The following is a 20,236-nucleotide window of genomic DNA, read 5'->3' as shown; positions in this document are numbered from 1 at the left end:
CAGACATTGACCCCAGCACTTTGATGATTTTGGCAGACATCGAAGCTACACGGGACTATTACGAATCTTGCGGGAGGTGGTAATCATGACCTTTCCTCTCGCTCAAAAATCCCTGACGGGACTCTCTCAAGCAGCAGCAGAACTCTGGGATTTGCTGACTCACTCCCAAACTGCCGAGGAAGAAGCTGAACTTCTCGCCGCAATTTGGGAAACCCAGGAAGCCCAGGAAGATGCGATCGATCTTCATGCCGAGCTTGCCTTTCAGCTTGAAGCTGAGATTGCAGGGATCAAACAGCGACTAGAACACCTGAAAGCTGTTCATCAAGAGGCACTCGATCGCTTGGAACGATGGCGGCAGGCCCTTGACCAGAGTATTCTGGAGCAAAACATAGCAGGAGGGCTATCCGATGAAGTCGTCGGTCATTCACTCCGCATTACGATTCGTGAAAACCCTCCCAGTTGCGAGCTACTAGTGGATGCTAAGGAATTACCGGGTGAGTTTCGCAAAAAGAAAGTTACATACTCTGCCGACAAGAAAGCGATCATCGCTGCCTGGAAGCAGGGAATTCCAGTTGATGGCACGCACATTGAACGTAGACGACGTGTTATCTATTCCCTGACTGCTACTACGATTCAGGATTTTAAGAATTCTCTGTTAGCAGATAAGTAAACTTGTACCAATGGTGTCGAAGTAAAGCTGATATGTTACGCGATGAGGCCCGCCCGCATTGCCAGTACAGCAGCTTGAGTACGATCGCTGGCGCACAATTTATTGAGAATGCTACGGATATGAACTTTGACTGTGCCAAGACTCATATAAAGTTGTCCAGCGATCTGATTATTGGTGTAGCCCTGAACCATCAGCTCCAGCACTTCCAACTCTTTTTTCGTGAGAGGATCAGATTCCAGAATTGTAGCTTGTTCAGAATCAAGGGCATTAATGGTTACTGTTTGGGGCTCATTAGTACTTGAGGGTGGTGATGCTGATTGCCGAACGTACTTAAGGACAATGCGGGCGATCACCGGATCAATCCAGGATTGTCCCTCGTAGGTCATACGGATTGCTTCTAGTAGAAGCTCAAACTTCGTGTTCTTGACACAATACGAATCAGCACCCGCTGCGAATGCTGCTAATACCAGTTTTTCCTGCGTGTAAGACGTTAACATAATGAACCGAGTTTGCCCCTCTGACGCTAGAGGGCGGCTACTCCGATACCGTTGCACAACCTCCACACCATCAATGTCTGGTAAACCGATATCTACGATCGCCAAGTCAGGTTTTATTGCTTGAAGTAGCTTTAAACCTGCCCCCCCTGTCTCAGCATCTCCTACAACAGTGATGTCCTGCTGTTCATTCAGAGAGCTACGAATCCCGGTTCGGGTCAGGCTGTGATCCTCGATAATTGCAATTCGCATCTTTTCCATAATTCACTCGATCGTGACGACTCCTAACGGCAGATAGATGCGAACCCCAGATCAAACAGGCTGTTGACGAGCTGCAAAGTTTTGATAAATTCGCTAGACTGATTTCTTTACATTGCTGTTCCCTCTCCAGAAGTCTTCTTCTCTCCCTTGTACGTTTTTATTTTCCTGGAATGAAGGGTAAGGAAGTCTGTATTAAGCAGGCTTAGAGCCAGTTATGAGGCATAGGATACCGCCAGTTTGCCGTAAGTTTCACCGAAAACCGACAAATAAAGCAAATAAAGCGTTGGATAGAAATATGCTCTCAAAACCTTTAAAACCCATGGTCGGGTTTGCTTCATCTGGAGCAAAACGTATTCTGCTGGTGAAAACCCTTTCTAGTAGTTTTCGTTCCATGCATTCCATGCTGAAAAAGCGTGGGTACCATGTAGACAGTGTTCATAGCGGCTTTGATGCACTTGTTCAGATGGAACGGTATCCCCCTGACTTATTACTGCTGGATACAGAGACTGCTGACATAGACGGCTATGAAATAACGCGACGGGTTCGGAAGAACCCAGAGCTACCTTTTTTTCCAATTATGCTGGTAGGAGAGTATAACCATTCCAATGTAGTGAAAGGATTCGCTTTAGGCGCAAACGATGTCATTCCTCCGATGGTAAAAAAGCGAGAGCTATTTGCTAGGATTCTAGCAATGTTGCGATTTAAAGACAGTATTGATGAACAAATCAGAATTAACCAGCAGCATGAAGAATTTATTGCCAGTTTGACTCATGATCTGCGCACCCCTCTGATTGCAGCGGATCATGTTCTACATTTACTCCGCCGGGGTGCTTTTGGAAATACTCTGCCCAAAATGCGAGATTCTCTAGAGCAAGTTGCTCAAAGCAACCAAACTTTATTAGAGATGGTTGATACTCTTCTAGAAATCTATCAGTACGAAGCAGGCTGTAAGGATCTTTACTTTCATAAGGTTAACCTTTGGGAATTAAGCCAAAGTGTTGTTAAAGAACTAGTCCCTCTAGCGGTAAATAAGGGCTTAATGCTGAGTCTATGTTTAGCCACAGGTACTGATGAAACTTCTTTGTGGATGGGGGGCGATCGCTTGGAGCTTCGTCGGCTAATAACCAATTTGATTAGTAACGCCATCCGTTACACTGAGACAGGTTCAGTAGAGCTTCATCTAGAGTATTTAACTCATGCTGCTTCAGAGAAAAATTTTATCCTACTGGGCGTGAAAGATACGGGAGTTGGTATCTCTCCAGAAGAACAGGAATGTCTATTTGAGCGATTCAGACAGGGGAATCCTCACCATCCGGGAAATGGATTAGGACTTTATCTCTCTCGACAAATTGTGGAAGCCCATCACGGATCGATCGAAGTTGAATCTGAAGTGGGTAAAGGGACGCTCTTCAAAGTTCAATTCGATTTACTCCATCCTTAAAACCTCAAGTCTTACTTCACCAATTCCTCCATGGCTTTTAACAGTTTTTCCAAACGATCACGTTTCTGCTTATCCTCCCAGGCATTTGCTTTCTTAAGCTGGCGGCTCAAAGCATTGAATCGCTTGAGATAGTTGGAAGGCTGGGGGGTAGCATTTGGTGCCTGGGAGAGCTGTTTGATCTGGTCACGAATGTCTCTGATCGAGAGGTTTTGGTCGATCGCCGCTTGCAGAATTTTTTGACGTTGCCCTTCGTCCTTGATACGTGAAATGGTTTGCGCCTTTGTATATTCAATTTTTCCTTGCTGAAGCGCCTCAAGCACTTCTTCAGGAAGATTTCGTAAAGGCAATCGATGTTTCACAAATGACTGCCAACTTATTCTCCCTAAAGCATTGAATACTTCTTCAACCACCTCTTCTTCCTGAACCACAACGTTGTGGTTCAAGTTTCGGGTTGAGTCATTCTGCATTCGATATAGGAGAGAGACAACCTCTTGAACCGAGACCTCCAGCCGAATCGCTAATAACTGTAGAATCCCTTCTGTCTCTTCAACAGGGTTCAAATCTTCCCGTTGCAAGTTCTCAACCAGCGTAATTTGAAGTGCCTGCTGGTGGGTTAGTTCAAGAATGGTTACTGGAACTTCTGTTAAGCCTGCTCCTTGAGCAGCTCTGTAACGACGCTCCCCGGCAATCAGCTCGTACTCCCCCGGTTTCCCTGGCATCGAACGAACCAACAAGTTCTCTAAAATGCCGTATTCCTTTACAGATGCAGTCATCTGCTCCATTTTCTGAGGATCAAAATAGCGCCTGACTTGCTCGGGCTTACGGTGAATCTGAGCGATCGGTAGGAAATTCTTGGTCTCACTAGAATCCGACGGTTCTACCTCCTGACTTGTAGAACCAAATAATCTAGTTAAATCAATATTCCCCCCGTAGGGCTTATTCTTTTTCGAAGCTTTGGATTGTGTCATAGCCGTTCCAGCCCCTCGATAATCTGCTTCATCGTCTTCAGTGCAGGATGTTTTTTATCATAAAGTGCTAACGGCAGATGCTCCTCAGAAGCGTCTGCAAAGATTGTAGACCGTGCGATCGCTGGGTAGACCGCTGCTACAGGTGAAAGCTGTTCATGGATCGCTGCCAATGTTCGCTCATCATGGGAATTACGCCGGTCATACATCGTTGGAACAAAACCGGCGATCGCCAGATCTCGATTGGGACGTGTCTTGACCAATTTGATGGTGTCAAAGAGTTGCTGTACTCCATTGAATGCTTTGTATTGAGACTGAACGGGCACCAACACATGGGTTGCAGCCACCAAAGAAATATACGCCAAATTCCCCAAACTGGGTGGGCAGTCGATCAAAATAAAATCGTAGTGATCCTTGACCGGCTGTAATGCTTCTCGTAAACGGAAATCACTCATTACCGCTGACATCAACTCGCGCTCGGCTAGAGCAAGCCCCAAGTTGGCCGGAACTAGATCAACACCAGGAGTCCCATCTTCTCGCTGAGTCTGGGCATAAATCCCTTTATGAACGGGTAAGGGCTCCTCTTGCAAGATAGCGTGATAAATCGTCCGATCTAATTCATAGGGATCAAGCCCCATAAATATTGTCAGAGAGGCTTGCGGATCCATGTCTACTACAAGGACTCGATAATAGTCGCCTTTCTTCTTACTCCGCTTCTTGGTCTTTAGATCTAACCGTTTACAACAAGCAATCATGTATCCGAGCTGATTGACAAGCGAGGTCTTGCCAACTCCACCCGCCTGGTTAAACAAGGCAATAATCCGACTCATTAGGCTTTTTCCAAGGATTAGAGTTCGTTAATTTCTGAACCACAACGTTGTGGTTCACCTCAAAAAACAGACTGTAGAGCATTTTTGAAGTCTCCCTACGAGCTGGAGATCATCAAAAACGAGAGCAAAAAATTTAAGCAAATTCAGCTTCACTACAATTCTAGACATTGGAATGAAAATGTTGTCTCAACAACCTCTTCAGGCATCAGTCAGACGCGATAAACCTAACCAATAGTATGTATCAAGATTCGTTCAATTAAACACCGATTTTGGTGAGTTGCCTCATTTCAGTTGACGATTCTGCGGAGGTTCTTCCCCAATGGACTGATAGAATGCCCGTTCCGCCGCTGAATTGCTTGCTTGTCAGATTGTTTAAAACTTGCTACAGACGCACTCCATCTCCACTACTGTAGTTAGATTATGGGCAATCTGCTCTGGGTAAGCGCGAAACTATTTAAAGAAACTCATCCAAGTCATCAGTGCTAGAGTAATCGAGTCAGCAGATAGGCTTTGCTCCTGTCAATACACTTTAAATTGAGCAATCGGGCGGGCGTGAGATAAGACCAAGTGGATTGAGAAAATCGAGATTTAGCAAGAGTAACCACTGCTTCACTACGCCCACACCTTGAACAAGTACCGATCAGAACTTACGCAAGACCGCTATGGGTAGGGTCTAGTCAAGGGAGAGAATATCCCGTACAGTAACTCTATTGCTGAGCGTAATTGACTTTATAGAGCCTATTTGAAATCTATAGCTAGAACCTTGATTACACAAGGCTTTCAGCGAAATTGGAGAATCCGCCTTGAAATCCGTTCCCAGAAAGGGTTACGACAAAGATGTCAAATGGGTTCTATATGTCCTTTAGCAAACTCGCTTATTGCCAATACTTACTGAGCAGTCAGATAAACTTTATGCTGACTCACTTGGCTGAGTACTTGCAAACGTTTAGCCATGACACTATTAATCGCTATCAACGACTTGTCTCAAGATTCGACGGACGACACACAAAAATTGTGTGCTGTGCGCTGGAAGATTAAGCAATTTCACCGGGAACTCAAGCCAACAACGGGCCTTGAGGCTTGTCAGTGTTGTAAGCAACGGATTCAGCGCAATCCTATTGCCTGTGCGTTGCTGGTGTGGACTCGGTTGCTATCGAACTATTTGATTGAGCAATTGAAGTCATCCACTCTACCCATGCGATTGAGCAGTGACACCCCTCATATTTAGTGGCTTTGCGTAAGTCCTGCCGATTTGACAATTAAAGCAAAGATTCCATTCACGTCTTCTCCAGAAAGTATGTGTGTAACAAACACTATCTGTTGTGTATCTTACTTTAACCATCGCTTTACTTTGAGTGTCTCATGAATCAGACGATTTTCTAAAATCCAAAAGAGTTTATGAAAACAGCCCTGAATTAACTAATCCTTGGATGCTGTTGAGCTGGGTTTGCCAGTCTTCATCGTATCTCAGCGTAATCACTCTGTAGCCAGTCTGATACTTCAAATTATCTCGTTCAATGCGATCCTGTTGCTGCTTGTCCGGTGCGTTATGGACGGAGCCATCACAAAAGATGGCAATTTTTGCATCTTTGTAAATGAAGTCAGGTTTGATGTTGGCTTCGCTGATGATCTCTTGGCAGCTATCGGGTAATGGTAAGCCCTTAATGTAGATGGTTTCTAGAACATTTTTCTCCAAGGAAGAATTGGGATCGACGAGTTGCAGTAGCTTTTCATATTGTGCTTTCCGTGCTTTATCTTCTTGATTTTTCTTGACTTGGCTACTTTGGAGCTGAATGAGCCAGTCTTTGATTAAATACCGATCGATGAGTGGATGGTCAAACTGGTTGTTATAGGACAGAAGGCATTCGTAGCAGGCATGTATACATTTGTTCTTCGGTTCTGTAAAGTGGCAGATTTCTAAAGCGGTTTGGGCGATCGTTTGAAATGCCTTAGGATCTTCGAGGATCTGCGTTAGCACTCCGGCCCCACCTTCAGCCGATTCCCAGAAGAGCAGTGTTTTTCCTTGGCCGAGTCGTTCGGAGGAAAGTTCGTTGTCTTCTAGTTTATAGATAGCTTGAATGGCACGGGTTAAGGCGTGTTGTAGTGTTGCTAGAAATGCCTCCGTATTGGCCACGGGCAGATTTTTTGGTTCGATGATTAAGATGTTGGAAGTTTCCTGAATCATCAAGTTTACATCTTGATGCAGAGTTGTATTATTAGTGTTTCCGGATTGAGGATTCCAGGTGCCAGTTTGAATATCTAGTTTGAATCCTTGCTCCTGATTGCGACGAAGGCCACGATTAATCCGCCAAATATTAGCTGTTTCTCCATAATTTAGATCGAGTAAGGTAGAACCGCTCTCAGCCATGACTTGAGCCGATTGCTGTTTGTTTTCGGCATAGCGGAAATGGGTAGTGAATTTGTAACCGTATTTTAGACGTTCTTCTTCATCGCAGGTAATCCGTTCTCGGCGACGGGTTAGCATTGTATCCATGGCTAGAACACGATTCAGTTTTGCATGATTCCCGTTGGCATCCGTGAGTTTAGCACCGCAGTTTTCACAGGTATCACGATTCCAGTCGTCGCCTGTATGGAAATAGCCGCAATGGAAGCAGGTGCTGACGCGGTTATAAGGGACTTCGCCTGCCGGGAGACGAGTTCGATCGATTTGAAACTTGCTCCCTTCGTAATAAACAACGTTATTCGGTGCGAATTCACGTAATGCAACAACTCTAGGGCGTGAAATAAAGTCTCCTGTGTCACCAGACTTAATAAAGGCCCGAACGGGAAGTCGTGGGAAGTTATAGCCAGGTAGGAAGCCTTCAGAGGCGAAATAGCGATAGGGATAGAATTCCATTTCACTATTCCCCTTTCCGCTAGTTGTTTGACCTACTAATAGGGCTAATTGGCGTTGTGCCTCTTTTTCTAGGCTTTCAGCGTTATCATAGGTTTCCTGGTTGATCGTGCCACGACGAAATTGATCGCTGAGATCACGAGCCTTAATAAGTTGTTTATTTGCATCGTTGTAGAGTCTACGCCATCGATCGCAGGCTCTATCAAATGCGTTATAAGCACCTTCAAATACTTGGGTTAACCATTCGTCTGAATACCAGCTAAATCGAGTTAGATCCTGTTGGGCATAAATGTCAGAAAGAATGGTGTAAGCGTCACTAACACATTTTGAGATCGTGGCGGTGGGGAGTTGTAATTTTGCAGCAAGGCTTTCGCGGAGTGGATAGGTTTCTTGTTCCAAATCCAGAATTTGGTTCATGGAGTCGCCTAGCTGGACTCCGGTGGCTGCTAGCCAGATGGAATAGAGGTGAGATTTGACGAGATCGGGGTTGCCCAGTTCGAGCTTGGGGGGCATAACGACTCCCGCGACCATTTGGTTTTGGTTGCGGAAGAAGTATTGGTCGTGGCCACTGCCGACGGAGGCATAGGTAATGACGAGGGCTTCCTGTCCACTTCGGCCCGCGCGACCGCTACGTTGCGCGTAATTGGCTGGGTTGGGGGGGATATTGCGCATGTGGACGACGCTGAGGTCGGAAATGTCGATTCCTAGTTCCATGGTGGGGGAGCAGAAGAGGGCTTCTAAGTCTCCTTGGCGGAATTTGGCTTCGCGAATTTGACGTTCTCTGGCAGGGACTTGACCCGTATGTTCGCGACCTGCCATATCGAGGACAGTGGTGCCTGGGGTGTTGTAGAAGTTTTGGAAGAATTGATTAATTGATAGAAATGCGTCTTCTTCGCCTTGTAGACGACGGCTGGTAAGTGGGTCGGCGGGAATTGTATCGGTTAGTTGCGATCGCCAGATTAATGCTTCGATGCGGAGTTGGAAGGCGCTATCTTTTTCAAGTAGCAGTCCAGCATTACGCAATGTGTTTAATAACGATCTGATTAAATTATCGTACTCACGATCGCTAATAGAATCAGTCAGCCAATCCCAAGCCTTAGACGATTTGAGAAAGCGGCCCACTTTGCTCTTGGCAGTTAGTTTAATACCTCGGTCTTGGGCTTTTGCGTTCGCTGTATTTTGGGATTTGCTGATTGCCCAGGTTGCTTTGTGGAGCATTTCAAATTCATCAAAACTCCAGGGTTCGGCGATCGATTGCTGAACATCACGTTTGAGTTGTTCGAGGCGGGTGGGTTGGAGGAGGGCAGCGTCGATCGCGAGTTCGCGCCGAAGTTGGTCGAGGAGGGCTTTAGTGGCTCTAAATCGTTGCTGTGGGGTAGCTTGGCGGAGAATGGGATGCTGCCAGTGATCGATTGTGTCACAGATTTCTTGCAGATCAAGATACTCGATCGCAAGGAGTCCGCTCTGTTCAAGATTGGGCTGGATGATGCGCCAACCGCGTCGAAGGTCTTCGTAGAGACGATATTCGATCAGTTCACGGAACTTTTCGTCGGCACGGCGTTTGGCACTTTCGGTGAGGATGGTTTCGGGGTGTTCTTTGACGATTTTGATATAGGCGATCGGGTCGAGTTGCATGGCTTCAAAGGTGGCCATCGCTAATTCGCTGTGGGTCAGGGCTTGGTTGGCTTGGAGAGCTTGGTTGAGGGCAACGCGGAGGAAGCTGGTTTGGACGAAATCGTTGAAGTGGCCTGCTTGGAGGGAGGCATCTTGACGGTTGTCGGTGAAGCTGAGAATTTTGGTGGCTTCAGAGTTTTTGCCGAGGACTTGCTTTAAACGGCTGACGGTGGATAGGCACAGTAGTGTGGTGGCGGTACTGCGTCCTTCACTGCTAAGACGGGCGAGTTTGGTAAATTCGTTTTTCTTACGATCGTGAACAACACCGCATTGTAGGCAGGTAAGAAAGGGCTTTGGGATGAACCAGCAGGCGGTACCTTTAAGCAGAGAGTTAGCGATGGTGCCATCGGCGAGAACTTGAAGACGACGGGGGATGAAGGCCGCGTATTCCTTTTTGGGGGCGCGGCCATCGCGCTTGGTTTCCTTAAACCAGGTGTCGGGGAGTCGATCAATGTCGCCGTCTTCCCAGAAATCGGGTTCATTGAGGGTGAGATAACCTTCGTAGATGTTGTCGTCAGTGGGTGTGTTGAGGGCGGTGGGGAGGAGTGGTTCGATGCGTTGTTGCTCGGTGTCGTATTTGACGACGTAGTAGTCGTGGCCGCATTCTCGGCAGAATACTAGGGGATAGAGGAGACGGTTTTCGGTGGTGGTGTATTGGCCTTCTAAGGTAAGTTCACGTTTGGCGTGCGGTTCGATCGTGGCATAGACGCTGCCGCCTTGGGAGATGAATTGGTGGAGGCGGAAGGCGAGTCCTTTAGCTTGGCTACCCCAACGGAACATTTGCTTGAGGGTATCAAGACAACGATCGAAGTTAATACCCGTTTGCTGAGAGAGGATTCTAGCGCCAGTCTCTAAAGAGATAGGAGTGCGACGAATTAGGTGCCCGTCTTCGTTTTCTAGACCGAAGTTCATTTCGATCCAGGCAGCAAGGGGATGGGCTTGGAAGGTTTCGAGAGTCTGTTCGGTTGCAGGGGGAAGTCCTTGGGTCAGGCTGGTTTGGAGTTCGGCGATCGTGGGATCGGGGCGGGTGATGGCGCGTTGGAGGGTTTCGCCGATGACGTTTTCGGGTTTGATTTCGATGCCGAAGAGCTTGCTGGCGACGGCAGCGACAGTGCGGGTACGATCGCTGCGATTGCCTTGGCTAGACATGGTGGCGCTAGTACCAATGCAGAGGATGTCACGGCCCGATCGTTGGCGCAGTTTGCGGATGAGCAGGGCGACATCGGCTCCTTGGCGACCGCGATAGGTATGGAGTTCGTCGAAGACGAGGAATTTGAGGTCGGGAGATTCGATTAGGGTTTTCTCATGCATTCGGGTGAGCATGAGTTCGAGCATGACGTAGTTGGTCAGGAGGATGTGGGGCGGGTTATTTTGGATGTCGTTTTTTTGGGTGAGGGATTCTTGTCCGGTGTATTTGGCAACGCGGATGGGGGTATCGGGGACTTGGCTGAGGAATTTGTTGAGTTCTTCTTCTTGGGAGTTGATTAGGGCGTTCATGGGGTAGACAAGGATGGCCCGAACGCCTTTGATGTCGGGATTTTTGAGGATGTCGTCGAAGATGGGGGCGACATAGGTCATGCTTTTGCCGGAGCCTGTGCCTGTGGTGACGACGTAGGGCTGTTGGCTTTGGGCGGTGCGGAAGGCTTGTTCTTGGTGGTAGTGGTAGCGGTAGGGTTGGCCGTTTTTGGAGAAGTATTTGGCGCAGTCTGGATGGAAGATGCCTTGCTGGATGAGTTCTGTGACCGTTGCTCCGGGTTTGTAGGCGGGGTTGAGTTGGAGGAGGGGGGCTTTCCAGAGTGCACCGCTGTCGAGTTGGTCGGAGACGAAGTTTTTGACGCGAGAGTCGCGGATACGGAGGAAGCTCTCGATGTAGCTGCGGTAGTCTTGGACGACTTCATCGCGTAGGTTGAAGATATCGAGGCGATTGGATTGGGTGTGTTGTTTTGGGCTGAGGGTAGGGATGACGGGGGTGAGGCCGAGGTGTTGGAGGAATTGCTGCTGGAGGGCGTTGGCAGCGTTGTGAAAGGCGTTGGTGAGGTTGGTTTCTGTCCAGGTGGTTGGGATGTTGCTGAAGAGGAGCTCGAGTTGGGTTGGGGGGATTGTTGCAACAGCGCTACAGTCAACCTCGGCCATGCCTTGGGCAATGAAGGTGCTCATGGCGACGATCGCTTCTTCGTTTTGTTGGAGCAGGTCTTGGAGGTTGACTGAGAATTTCATAGTGTATCCGCCAGTAGTACGATTGATTGATTCTGATTGCTGAGTTGAGAATGAAACGGGATTCGATTTTTTATCAATTGTTTAAGCGATCGCCGGAATTATTGTTTGATTTGATTGATCCGAATTTTCCCAATGCTGAACGCTATCGATTTGAGTCCATTGAGGTGAAGGAAACGGCGTTTCGGATCGATGGGGTCTTTTTGCCACCGGAGGATGCATCGCCCAAGGTGGTATTTTTTGGGGAGGTGCAGTTTCAGAAAGATGAGGAGCTTTACAAGCGCTTTTTTGCGGAACTGTTTGTTTTCCTACGACGATCGGAAGTGGCATATGACGATTGGGGTGGGGTGATTATTTTTGGTTCGCGGAGTTTGGAGCCGACGCAGTGGGGGTGGTATCGATCGCTGCTGTTGGGTGAACAGGTGGTACGGATTTATCTGGATGAGATTGAAGATTGGCAGGATCAGCCGCTAGCAGTGGGGTTGGCGTTGTTGACGGTGGTGTCGGATGCGGAGGTTGTCGATCGGGCGAGGGTACTGCTGGAGCGGGGGACAGTGCTTGGGCAACGGCGCGATATAATTGAGTGGATCAGTACTATCATGGTTTATCGATTTCCACAGTTAGGCTGGGAAGGAGTAGAGGCAATGTTTAATATTCAAGATGTGCGGATTGAAGATACGCGGGCTTATCAGGAGATTGCTGAGAAGCAGGGCAATACCGTCAAATCGAGCTTCTTGCTGGAGTTATTGACAAATCATTTGGGAGATTTGCCAGAAACGGTGACGGCTCAGGTTTCTATGATGTCTCCGGAACGGATGAGTGATTTGGGGAAAGCCATGTTTGGTTTGCAGACAGTGAAACAGTTGGAAGCATGGTTGGTGGAGAATAAATAAATCGCAGTGGTGGTGTTATTTTTGATTTTTCCGACTTTCCCAGGCTTCCCAAAAGCTATCTGGGATTGTTTTATTCCAGATGCGGGTTGCTGTTCCTTTGTTGAGTCCCAGTTCTAGGCATTCAGCTTTGGCTTTTTGTAAGAGGGGATGATCTGAACTGAGTGCTTTTTCCCAGGGCACGATTTCCTTACCTTGATCGCGAAATTGCTCGATTAGGAATTCTGGTGGATCGCCTGCGGTGTAGTAGGCAGGGCGATCGTCGCAGTGGATTTGGAAGAAGTGCGATCGATAGGCGTAGTCATGGCTCCAACTGCCGTAAAGCTCTTCGTAGCGGGTGATGAAGTAGCCGATGCAGCTATTGGTGGTTTCGTCATAGAGCCATTGGTTTTCGAGGTTGGGGGTGGGGAAGAGGTGGTCGATGTTGCCGTAGTAGCCGATTTGGTGCAGGGTGGAACGGTAAATGTTTTCGATGTTGGATTCCAGCCATTCGATCGTTCCTGGCTCATGGATGCTTTGAGCGACGAGGTTCTGCCAAGGGTTTACGGGTGGGTTTTGTTTGGTGTAGGTCATGGTTATGCTGCCTGCTGACGGGGAGATTTGCGGGTGGATTGCTCGAACATTTGATCCCAAGCTGCGAGGACAAGGCGTTGGGTGCGGTATTCGCCGTATTCTTTGATTTCTTTGTTTTTGAGGACGCGGAAGGTTTCGCTGGGGAAGTCGGGGCCGTGGAGGTCGGCGGGGTCGAGGATGTAGCGCAGTTCGTCGCGGGTGAGGCCGTAGAGATGGGCGTAGTAGGCATCGAGTTCGGCACGGAGCGTTGCACGACGTTCTGGGTTCCAAGGGAAGGGAGCGCCTGTGTAACCCATGTCTTGGGCGAAGGGTTGCATGTCCCAGGCGGTGTAGACGAGTTCGAGGACGCGAGGGGCGATGAAGTCGATGTCGGATTGGGTGTAAGTTTCGGGGGTGAGGACGGGGAGTTGTTTCACGATAAAGAAGTTCATGTGAGTTCCGCCGACTTTGTGGCGAGTTACAAAGTCAAACGTTAGTGAGCAAAAATTAGCCAGTAGACAACTTACTTTTCGAGCGTCATCAATAGCCGGAATGACAATAGGTGCATTATTTCCAATCGCAACTTTTGGTAGCAAGCTAAAAATGGCTGTGCGTTCATCGGTCGATCGACAAATATCCCTAAAACTGATGAGCCAATCTTTTTTCCATCGATCGCTCAATCGATCGTTCACTTCCGATCGTTCTACCCAATAGCGCGGCAATGGCAGAAACTCCGGATCAGCTTTTTCGGCATCAGTGATGTCGCTAGTGTTGCCTTCGTCGTCATAGGTTGCCCAGCGATGGTCAAACTGGTGCAGCATTTTCGCTTCATAGAGTGGCACAAATTTTTCATCCGAATCGTCTACGTCCGTATGAAATAATCCACTGTCATTGGACATATCAAATAATCGAGCAAATGAAATACCCCAAGGATTTTTGCCAGTTTTTTCATTTTCCAAAACTGGAACTTGCTTGTAGATTTTCTTGGTTAATTCAGCATCAGCTTTTGTCCGAAACACCGGGCATGTCAAAGTATTCGGATTCAGTAACGCAATTTCCTGAGCCGATAACCTAAAGACCCGCTGAGGATTATCCAAATGTCTGACATTCGTTGAGAAGAACGAAAACTTACTCATGTCAGTTGCTTTCCCAGTCATGGTTAGCAGCGAGAATTTCATACGGCTATCAACCGCAGCAAAAAGTTTCTCTCGGTTTTCAAAATCGTATAAACTTGCAAGAGTTTGTGATTGTCCTAAATCTCCAAAAAACCTCTTACAAGTATCATCAGTCGCAATTCCAGTCGGGACAATAATGCTTGCACTGCCTGATGTGGAAAGCAGATTACGTGCAGTTTCCGAGAAAATTGCGTAAGTATTGACATCACCTACCGCAGTCAAAAGAAACCGACCCGACTCACGAACAAATTTACTTTGAGCCTCTGCTTGATGTTTCGCATCCTCAAAAAGCTGCAATAGCAATGGATTCTCGTGCGCTAATTTTTTGATTAGTTTTTCTCGCTCAGCTTTATTGGCTGCACTAGCAATTTCAGGCTCTCTTGCTGCAAAAAACTCTTTCTCTTGTAACTTAATCCGTTCCCAAGGTGGATTTCCTAGAACACAATCAAAACCACCCTGCTCAAACACCTGCGGAAACTCCAGCGGCCAATGGAAAAAGCGATTCTTCCGCGCCAACTCATTAGCGGCTGCAACAATTTCTCCCAGCGAATTCTTAACTTTCGTCCCCGATTTCTGCTCCCGCAAATACCGCGTCAACCCCTCACTCGTCGGCAACACCGCCAAATTCTCCTCAGTCAACGGCATAAAAAACGCCGCCGTCCAGAGATTACAAGCCTCCACACTCGTCAGCCATTGCCGATCTCGCTTCAACTCCAAATTCCGCAGCTTCTTCGATCGCACATCCGCCGCCGTCTCCTCCGGCAAAGCTCCCACCGCACTCCACTTTTCAGCAATCTCCGGTAAATCTGCCTCGATCGACTCCTCAAAAATCGATAACTGATCACGATTCGATCGTTCCTTCTTATTACGCTTCTTGAGATCCGCTGCGATCGCCTTCACATCCCCCGTCACAGGCTTATATGCCTCATCCGGAATGCCATCCTTCAGGCATTCCAAATCCAACACCCCCACCAATGAATTCCCACATTTAATCCGATGATCCAAAAACGACAAAGGCCGCCCCTTACAAAAGCCCTCAATCCATAGCCCAACCTTACACAAATCCACCGCCAACGGATTCAAATCCACCCCATAGATACAGTTTTGGATGACTGCCCGCTGGGCCTCCCGACGCGGTGCATCCCCCGGCTCCAATTCATTCGTCCGCACCCGCGCCAACTCCAGTCCAACTCGCCTTGCCGCCGCCAACAGAAAATGGCCTGAACCACAAGCCGGATCAATGATTTTCAAATTCAATAGAGCCGTTTCTTTTTCCTTAGCAGTTGTCAATCCCTGCAATCGATCCATCATTACAGGTTCCAATGCAGACTTGATTAACTGCTGCACCAACTCTCGTGGCGTGTAATAGCTTCCCGTCGTTTTTCGTTCACTTCCTGACACCAAAAGAAACTCATAAATGCCATTACGCTGCCGTACCTGAGGATGAAAATCGAGCAGGCTTTCATACACGGAGCCAAACTCTTCTACGTCAATAGCCGCATAGTTTACCCGCCGCAACTGACCTTTTTGTTCGTAGAGGGAGAGCGATCGAACTGCCGTCAGTAAATCATGATTATCCAACCCACAGGCGGAAAGCGCAGGCAAACTGCCCTTCCCAAATAAATCTCCATTCAGCGGCGACAACCCCAACAGAGCACCCCGCCAATTCTCCGTATCCCCCTCAAACAAGCGAAACGTCACCAACAAGCCCTGCCAAATATCCTGAAACCCCTCCCGTCGCCAACTGAGTTTCTCCGATCGCAACCGCAACCGCTCCACACTGTAATATTCCTGATAAACCCGGCGCTTCTCATCATCACTGCCCTCCAGCAGCAAATCCCGCGCCTCCGCCACCATCAAAAACAGCAACCGATAAATCAACCGCAACAACTGCCGATAATAATCCGTCGCACACAACTCCCCACTCGCCAACTGCTCCCGCAAAGCCCCACTCGCCTGATGCTGAAGGAATCCATTCCCCAACGTCACCAAAGCCTGCTCCACCCCATCCCGCAAGCGATCTCGCACTCGCCCACCCTGCTGAATCGACTCCTGATGGTAAAACTCCAACAAACAATCATCCGCATCCTCCATCCCCTGCGGCAACCGCGATCGATGGAATAATCGATAAAATAAACAAAACTCCGCAAAATTCTCCCCATTGAGAATCTGCTCTAAATCAAACTCCACATAAGTCAAGCGCGTCATCAGCGACGAATCCCGCAACAAGCGCCAACGCAAACCATTGGTCGCGATCGCCCACAAATGCTCCGTCCGATTTAAATACTCCTGCACCAACGCATGGGCCGACAAACGCGGATTCCCACTCGGAGGCCGCTTCTCCAAATCCACCCGACAACCCACAACATGGAGTGGTGGCTTATTCTCCCCCGGTTCCGCTCGATGGGAAATTGCAAACGTCTGCCCATCCACCACTTCCGCAGTCCGCGTATAAACCGGATCAAACCCCAAACTTCTCAGCAACGGTACTACCCAATACTCGCGAGTCACACTCGTCGCCGTATCCTCCTCCGGCAACCGCGCCACCATCCGCTGAAACGCTGCCCAATAAGCCTTTGCATCACCCCAAGCGATCGCAATCTCATCCGCCAACTTATCCGATCGGCTCAACCCAAAATCTTCACTCTGTTGCCCCTTTAGCCCACCGGCCAAAAGCTCCATAGGCATATCCGATGCCAGCAAATTGCCTTCAATCTGCACCCCAACGAGCGAGATTCCTGCAACAGTCATTTTCGTAACTCCGATTGAGAAGTGGGTAGATGGATCTAACCGTTAGCCGAGTAAAGTCAAATACATAGCCTTGAGTACCGCAGATCCACGTAGTCTGTTCTCTGTACAGATCGCGAGAACACTCATCAGGAATAAACAGGGAAATTTTTCTTTCCCAGATAGAGTGCCCACAAAAAATGACTGATTATCAAGATTTCTCAGGCTTTTTTGGAATTTTCAGTAACCCCAATCACCTGAACTGCATCATTAAAACCTGCATAAACAACATCACTTCTGCAATCACACAAAAGAGTTATTTATTATATTCATCTAACAGAAAATAATATAGCACTGACAATCACGACTAATTTCTAAAGTTTTGACCAACTAATATGAAGCAGGAAAAAACTAGAGTGCACCGTCTGATGTAGGCAGATTTCGCGATCGCTGGGAGCCGCCCTATCCGATACACATATCAAACATGCATGGCAGCTCAACCACGACTGCTGCTGCATCAAGACCTACTGTAATGCCTATCTAACATTACTTTTTTCGATTGCCTGGTTCTAATATATAAATCCCCAGCACGTCCATTGGCACTTGAGGTCGCACCTTAACTTGTCCTTCTTTGGTGATGTTTCTCACCCGACAGTGTGATTGCTCCAAAACCTTTGCCCGAATTTGTGCAACTAGTGCCAAATCTTCTGCCAACTCATCCAAGCGCTCCAACAACTCATCAATTTCTGCCCGTTTATAGGCGATCGGAACATCAGCAACCGGCTCCACCGACTGTAATAATTTCAGTGCCGCTTCATCCTTCAACCACAACGGATCAGAGGGAGGTCCCACAAACCCCGCTACCAAACATTCCTCTGCCAGAAGCTGCTGCCCCGCTGCCCCACGATGCTTTTCCTCTAGTACATGGCGCAACCGTAACAACAATAGGGTTGTTCGCTTTTCTACTCCATCCGTTACTACTAAGCCACAACGCGCGGCAGTTGGTTCCTCCAGCTTATCCAGCGCCTCCTCCAACAAATATCGTGCTAACCCTTCTACCAACGGATGATTCCGCCCAATATACTCTACCCCTTCAGCTAAGGGCGTACTAAACGCAATTGTCCGAGATCGATTCCCTAAACTCAACTCCAAAAACACCGGAATCGTTTTCAAAAGGTAGCCATGCTTTTGCTTCACTAGTGGATAGTTCAACCGCTTACAAGCTTCTACTACAAACCGCTCCACATCCGCTTCACATCCTAAAACCTGATCCGACTCTAGCAATTCCTGTTCTACTTCCACTGGCTTAATCGCTCTTTGAGCAAACTTCGTCCGACTTGCCCGTTCCCGATCGACGGCTTGCTTCCAGCGTTTATGTACCAGACCAATTGCAGAAACTTCATCTTCTAATAAATCTATTAAAGACAATTGTTCGGCTTCCACCGATTGCCCAAACAGCGTCAACTGCTCCGCTCGATCGGCTCGGTCGAACAACGACTGGAACACTGCCTCTGAAACCGACGTACTATCCATCGGGACAGGTACCGTAATTCCCAATGCTTTGTGTATCTCCACCGCTTTACGAATCAAAACATCCAGAACAGCCTGATCCACCGGATTATTATCACCATGTAGCAAGAAACTTTTCACTTCCTTTGCAGGTTGGCCGTAGCGATCGATGCGACCTTCCCGTTGTTCCAAACGATTGGGATTCCAGGGTAAATCATAGTGAACTACTGCACTGAAATGCTCCTGAAGGTTCACCCCTTCACTCAAGCAATCCGTTGCAACCATCACTCGTTGGGGATACTCCATCAGTTCTTCCAGCCGAATCTCCCGCTCATCCTCCGAATGCGTTCCCGTAATTGCCATGACACGGATTTGTCGCCCTTTCTTCTCTAACTTTTGCCGCAACAAATCTGCTACATATTCTGCTGTGGCAATATAGCGGCACCAAATGATTGGATTCAGTCCTTCCTTTAGTAGCCCTTCTACGATCGATAGTACCGCTTGAAACTTAGAATCCTTCGCCCCAACCAACTTCTCTGCCGCCTGCACAAACGACTTTAGCTTCCGTCGTTCAGACTCTTTATAAAACGTTGTTCCCTGCTCCACCACCATCGATGGAGCTGCATCCACCACCTGTTCCTGCTCCGTTGGGTCATAGACATAAGCCCCCATCAGTGCCTCATCTAGGCTTTCCTCCGGTAATTCACTCTCCACTGTCTTATCCATTTGCCGGGTCAAAGTCGCGATCGCTGCTGCTGGAGAAGACATGACACAGCGAATCAATGCCAATGCAGCCCAATAGCGTCCCCGTTGCTGAGCATAAGATAATCCGTCTGCTCCGGTGAGTAGACCTCTTGCCAACCCATAAACCTGATCGAATAAATCTCGATAATCTTTAGATAGCTTGTAAGCTGACTCGATCGCGTCCCGCTCCGGGAAGGGGGTATCATTTCCCAGCCACTGCTTCACATCTGCCCGTCGCCGCTGCACAAAGTGACTAGCTAACCGATCCCGCTGCTGTTCGGTCAAACACTCTAAGTTCCACTGTTCAAACTCCGGCTGCAATAACCCCAACAAAGACAAAAATGCCGACTCAATCCCACTATGGGGCGTTGCCGTTAGCAACACCATATGGCGCTCAGGCTTGGCTGCGATGGCCTCTACTAGTTGATGTCGTTGCTGCTGAGCAGATCCTTTTTGTTCACTTACAGCAGTGCAAGTGTGTGCTTCATCCACAATTACAAAATCGGGACAATGGGTTAGGAAACTTGCTCTTCTGCGATCTGACTTGGCATAATCCAAACTCACAATTACATGACGGTAATAGCCGAAAATATGATGATCGCCATTCGGCAATTGCCGCTCGAGTTTGGAAACAGTTCCTGACCTGACCACTACCGCATCAATATTGAACTTATCCCGCAATTCCCAATGCCACTGATCGCATAAATGGGGTGGGCACAACACGGCAATACGGCGAATCTCTCCGCGATCCAGTAGCTCGCGCGCAATCAGTCCCGCTTCAACCGTCTTCCCAATCCCTACATCATCTGCCAACAACAGCCGTACGGTATCTAACCGCAACGCCATCAATAGAGGTACCAGTTGATAAGGTCGAGGCCGCACTGACAAACGTCCCAAACACCGAAATGGCCCTGCCCCACTCCGCAAACTCATCCGCGCTGCATCCATCAATAAAATCGCGGCTGTATGATCCTGCACACTTTGTGCCTGCGGAGTCGGAAATGTCGCAGAATTAAGCTGCTCAATCTCCAGTGGTTCATAGATTCCACAAACTTCGTCTTCACTCCCACTCAAGGGACGCAGCCGCACAACTGCTGGACTATCAGAAGGCAAAACGATCCATTGTCGATCGCGGCAAGTAACAATTGAGCCGGGAGTATAGTTTGTCATAAGAAGCAAAATCTAGCCAGTAGGTCTGACTGTAGTATAAATTTTGACAGGGATTTTGCAAGAAAA

At 48.2% G+C, this 20,236-nt stretch carries 11 protein-coding genes; 4 read left to right on the top strand and 7 right to left on the bottom strand.

What is annotated here, in order from left to right:
* Window positions 1–85 precede the first annotated feature (85 nt).
* Complete coding sequence (locus ACN4EG_RS06175; protein ID WP_431628412.1) at window positions 86–670, top strand: siphovirus Gp157 family protein; 585 nt, start codon at window positions 86–88, stop codon at window positions 668–670.
* Between the two features lie 35 nt (window positions 671–705).
* Here ACN4EG_RS06175 and ACN4EG_RS06170 read toward each other — a convergent pair whose 3' ends face one another.
* On the bottom strand, window positions 706–1,425 hold the full coding sequence (locus tag ACN4EG_RS06170; protein WP_431628410.1) for a response regulator: 720 nt from the start codon (window positions 1,423–1,425) through the stop codon (window positions 706–708).
* A gap of 295 nt (window positions 1,426–1,720) precedes the next feature.
* On the opposite strand from ACN4EG_RS06170, the gene ACN4EG_RS06165 reads away from it, so the two are divergent.
* On the top strand, window positions 1,721–2,866 hold the full coding sequence (locus tag ACN4EG_RS06165; RefSeq protein ID WP_431628408.1) for a hybrid sensor histidine kinase/response regulator: 1,146 nt from the start codon (window positions 1,721–1,723) through the stop codon (window positions 2,864–2,866).
* Between the two features lie 11 nt (window positions 2,867–2,877).
* Here ACN4EG_RS06165 and ACN4EG_RS06160 read toward each other — a convergent pair whose 3' ends face one another.
* Both ACN4EG_RS06160 and ACN4EG_RS06155 read right to left on the bottom strand, forming a co-directional pair.
* On the bottom strand, window positions 2,878–3,834 hold the full coding sequence (locus ACN4EG_RS06160) for a ParB/RepB/Spo0J family partition protein (protein WP_431628407.1): 957 nt from the start codon (window positions 3,832–3,834) through the stop codon (window positions 2,878–2,880).
* Window positions 3,831–4,661: a ParA family protein gene (locus tag ACN4EG_RS06155; RefSeq protein ID WP_431628406.1), complete on the bottom strand. Its 831-nt coding sequence runs from the start codon at window positions 4,659–4,661 to the stop codon at window positions 3,831–3,833. The genes ACN4EG_RS06160 and ACN4EG_RS06155 overlap by 4 nt, the downstream gene beginning before the upstream one ends.
* 952 nt (window positions 4,662–5,613) lie before the next feature.
* On the opposite strand from ACN4EG_RS06155, the gene ACN4EG_RS06150 reads away from it, so the two are divergent.
* Window positions 5,614–5,889: a hypothetical protein gene (locus ACN4EG_RS06150; protein ID WP_431628405.1), complete on the top strand. Its 276-nt coding sequence runs from the start codon at window positions 5,614–5,616 to the stop codon at window positions 5,887–5,889.
* Between the two features lie 168 nt (window positions 5,890–6,057).
* Here the strand turns inward: ACN4EG_RS06150 and ACN4EG_RS06145 are convergent, their stop codons facing one another.
* Window positions 6,058–11,406, bottom strand: coding sequence for a DEAD/DEAH box helicase (locus ACN4EG_RS06145; RefSeq protein WP_431628404.1), 5,349 nt, complete (start codon window positions 11,404–11,406; stop codon window positions 6,058–6,060).
* Between the two features lie 50 nt (window positions 11,407–11,456).
* On the opposite strand from ACN4EG_RS06145, the gene ACN4EG_RS06140 reads away from it, so the two are divergent.
* Entirely contained in the window at window positions 11,457–12,296 is an 840-nt protein-coding gene (locus tag ACN4EG_RS06140) for a DUF2887 domain-containing protein (protein ID WP_431628402.1), read from the top strand.
* Between the two features lie 15 nt (window positions 12,297–12,311).
* Here ACN4EG_RS06140 and ACN4EG_RS06135 read toward each other — a convergent pair whose 3' ends face one another.
* From ACN4EG_RS06135 to ACN4EG_RS06125, 3 genes are all read right to left on the bottom strand, one after another.
* Window positions 12,312–12,866 carry a hypothetical protein gene (locus tag ACN4EG_RS06135; RefSeq protein ID WP_431628401.1) on the bottom strand — a complete coding sequence of 185 codons (555 nt, stop codon included), beginning with the start codon at window positions 12,864–12,866 and terminating at the stop codon, window positions 12,312–12,314.
* 2 nt (window positions 12,867–12,868) lie between these two features.
* On the bottom strand, window positions 12,869–16,771 hold the full coding sequence (locus tag ACN4EG_RS06130; RefSeq protein WP_431628400.1) for an Eco57I restriction-modification methylase domain-containing protein: 3,903 nt from the start codon (window positions 16,769–16,771) through the stop codon (window positions 12,869–12,871).
* A gap of 522 nt (window positions 16,772–17,293) precedes the next feature.
* Window positions 17,294–20,170: a helicase-related protein gene (locus ACN4EG_RS06125; protein WP_431628398.1), complete on the bottom strand. Its 2,877-nt coding sequence runs from the start codon at window positions 20,168–20,170 to the stop codon at window positions 17,294–17,296.
* Between the last annotated feature and the right edge of the window lie 66 nt (window positions 20,171–20,236).

The organism is Alkalinema pantanalense CENA528 (assembly GCF_050753345.1).
Lineage (GTDB): Bacteria > Cyanobacteriota > Cyanobacteriia > Leptolyngbyales > Leptolyngbyaceae > Alkalinema > Alkalinema pantanalense.
Note: the sequence above shows the minus strand (reverse complement) of the source record. Positions and strands in the feature narration are given on the sequence as shown.

What these genes read in the sequence shown, in the direction of transcription:
- ACN4EG_RS06145 (WP_431628404.1), bottom strand. Translation starts at nt 11,406, where the DNA reads ATGAAATTCTCAGTCAACCTCCAAGACCTGCTCCAACAAAACGAAGAA.
- ACN4EG_RS06170 (WP_431628410.1), bottom strand. Translation starts at nt 1,425, where the DNA reads ATGGAAAAGATGCGAATTGCAATTATCGAGGATCACAGCCTGACCCGA.
- ACN4EG_RS06165 (WP_431628408.1), top strand. Translation starts at nt 1,721, where the DNA reads ATGCTCTCAAAACCTTTAAAACCCATGGTCGGGTTTGCTTCATCTGGA.
- ACN4EG_RS06135 (WP_431628401.1), bottom strand. Translation starts at nt 12,866, where the DNA reads ATGACCTACACCAAACAAAACCCACCCGTAAACCCTTGGCAGAACCTC.
- ACN4EG_RS06155 (WP_431628406.1), bottom strand. Translation starts at nt 4,661, where the DNA reads ATGAGTCGGATTATTGCCTTGTTTAACCAGGCGGGTGGAGTTGGCAAG.
- ACN4EG_RS06140 (WP_431628402.1), top strand. Translation starts at nt 11,457, where the DNA reads ATGAAACGGGATTCGATTTTTTATCAATTGTTTAAGCGATCGCCGGAA.
- ACN4EG_RS06175 (WP_431628412.1), top strand. Translation starts at nt 86, where the DNA reads ATGACCTTTCCTCTCGCTCAAAAATCCCTGACGGGACTCTCTCAAGCA.
- ACN4EG_RS06150 (WP_431628405.1), top strand. Translation starts at nt 5,614, where the DNA reads ATGACACTATTAATCGCTATCAACGACTTGTCTCAAGATTCGACGGAC.
- ACN4EG_RS06160 (WP_431628407.1), bottom strand. Translation starts at nt 3,834, where the DNA reads ATGACACAATCCAAAGCTTCGAAAAAGAATAAGCCCTACGGGGGGAAT.
- ACN4EG_RS06130 (WP_431628400.1), bottom strand. Translation starts at nt 16,771, where the DNA reads ATGACTGTTGCAGGAATCTCGCTCGTTGGGGTGCAGATTGAAGGCAAT.
- ACN4EG_RS06125 (WP_431628398.1), bottom strand. Translation starts at nt 20,170, where the DNA reads ATGACAAACTATACTCCCGGCTCAATTGTTACTTGCCGCGATCGACAA.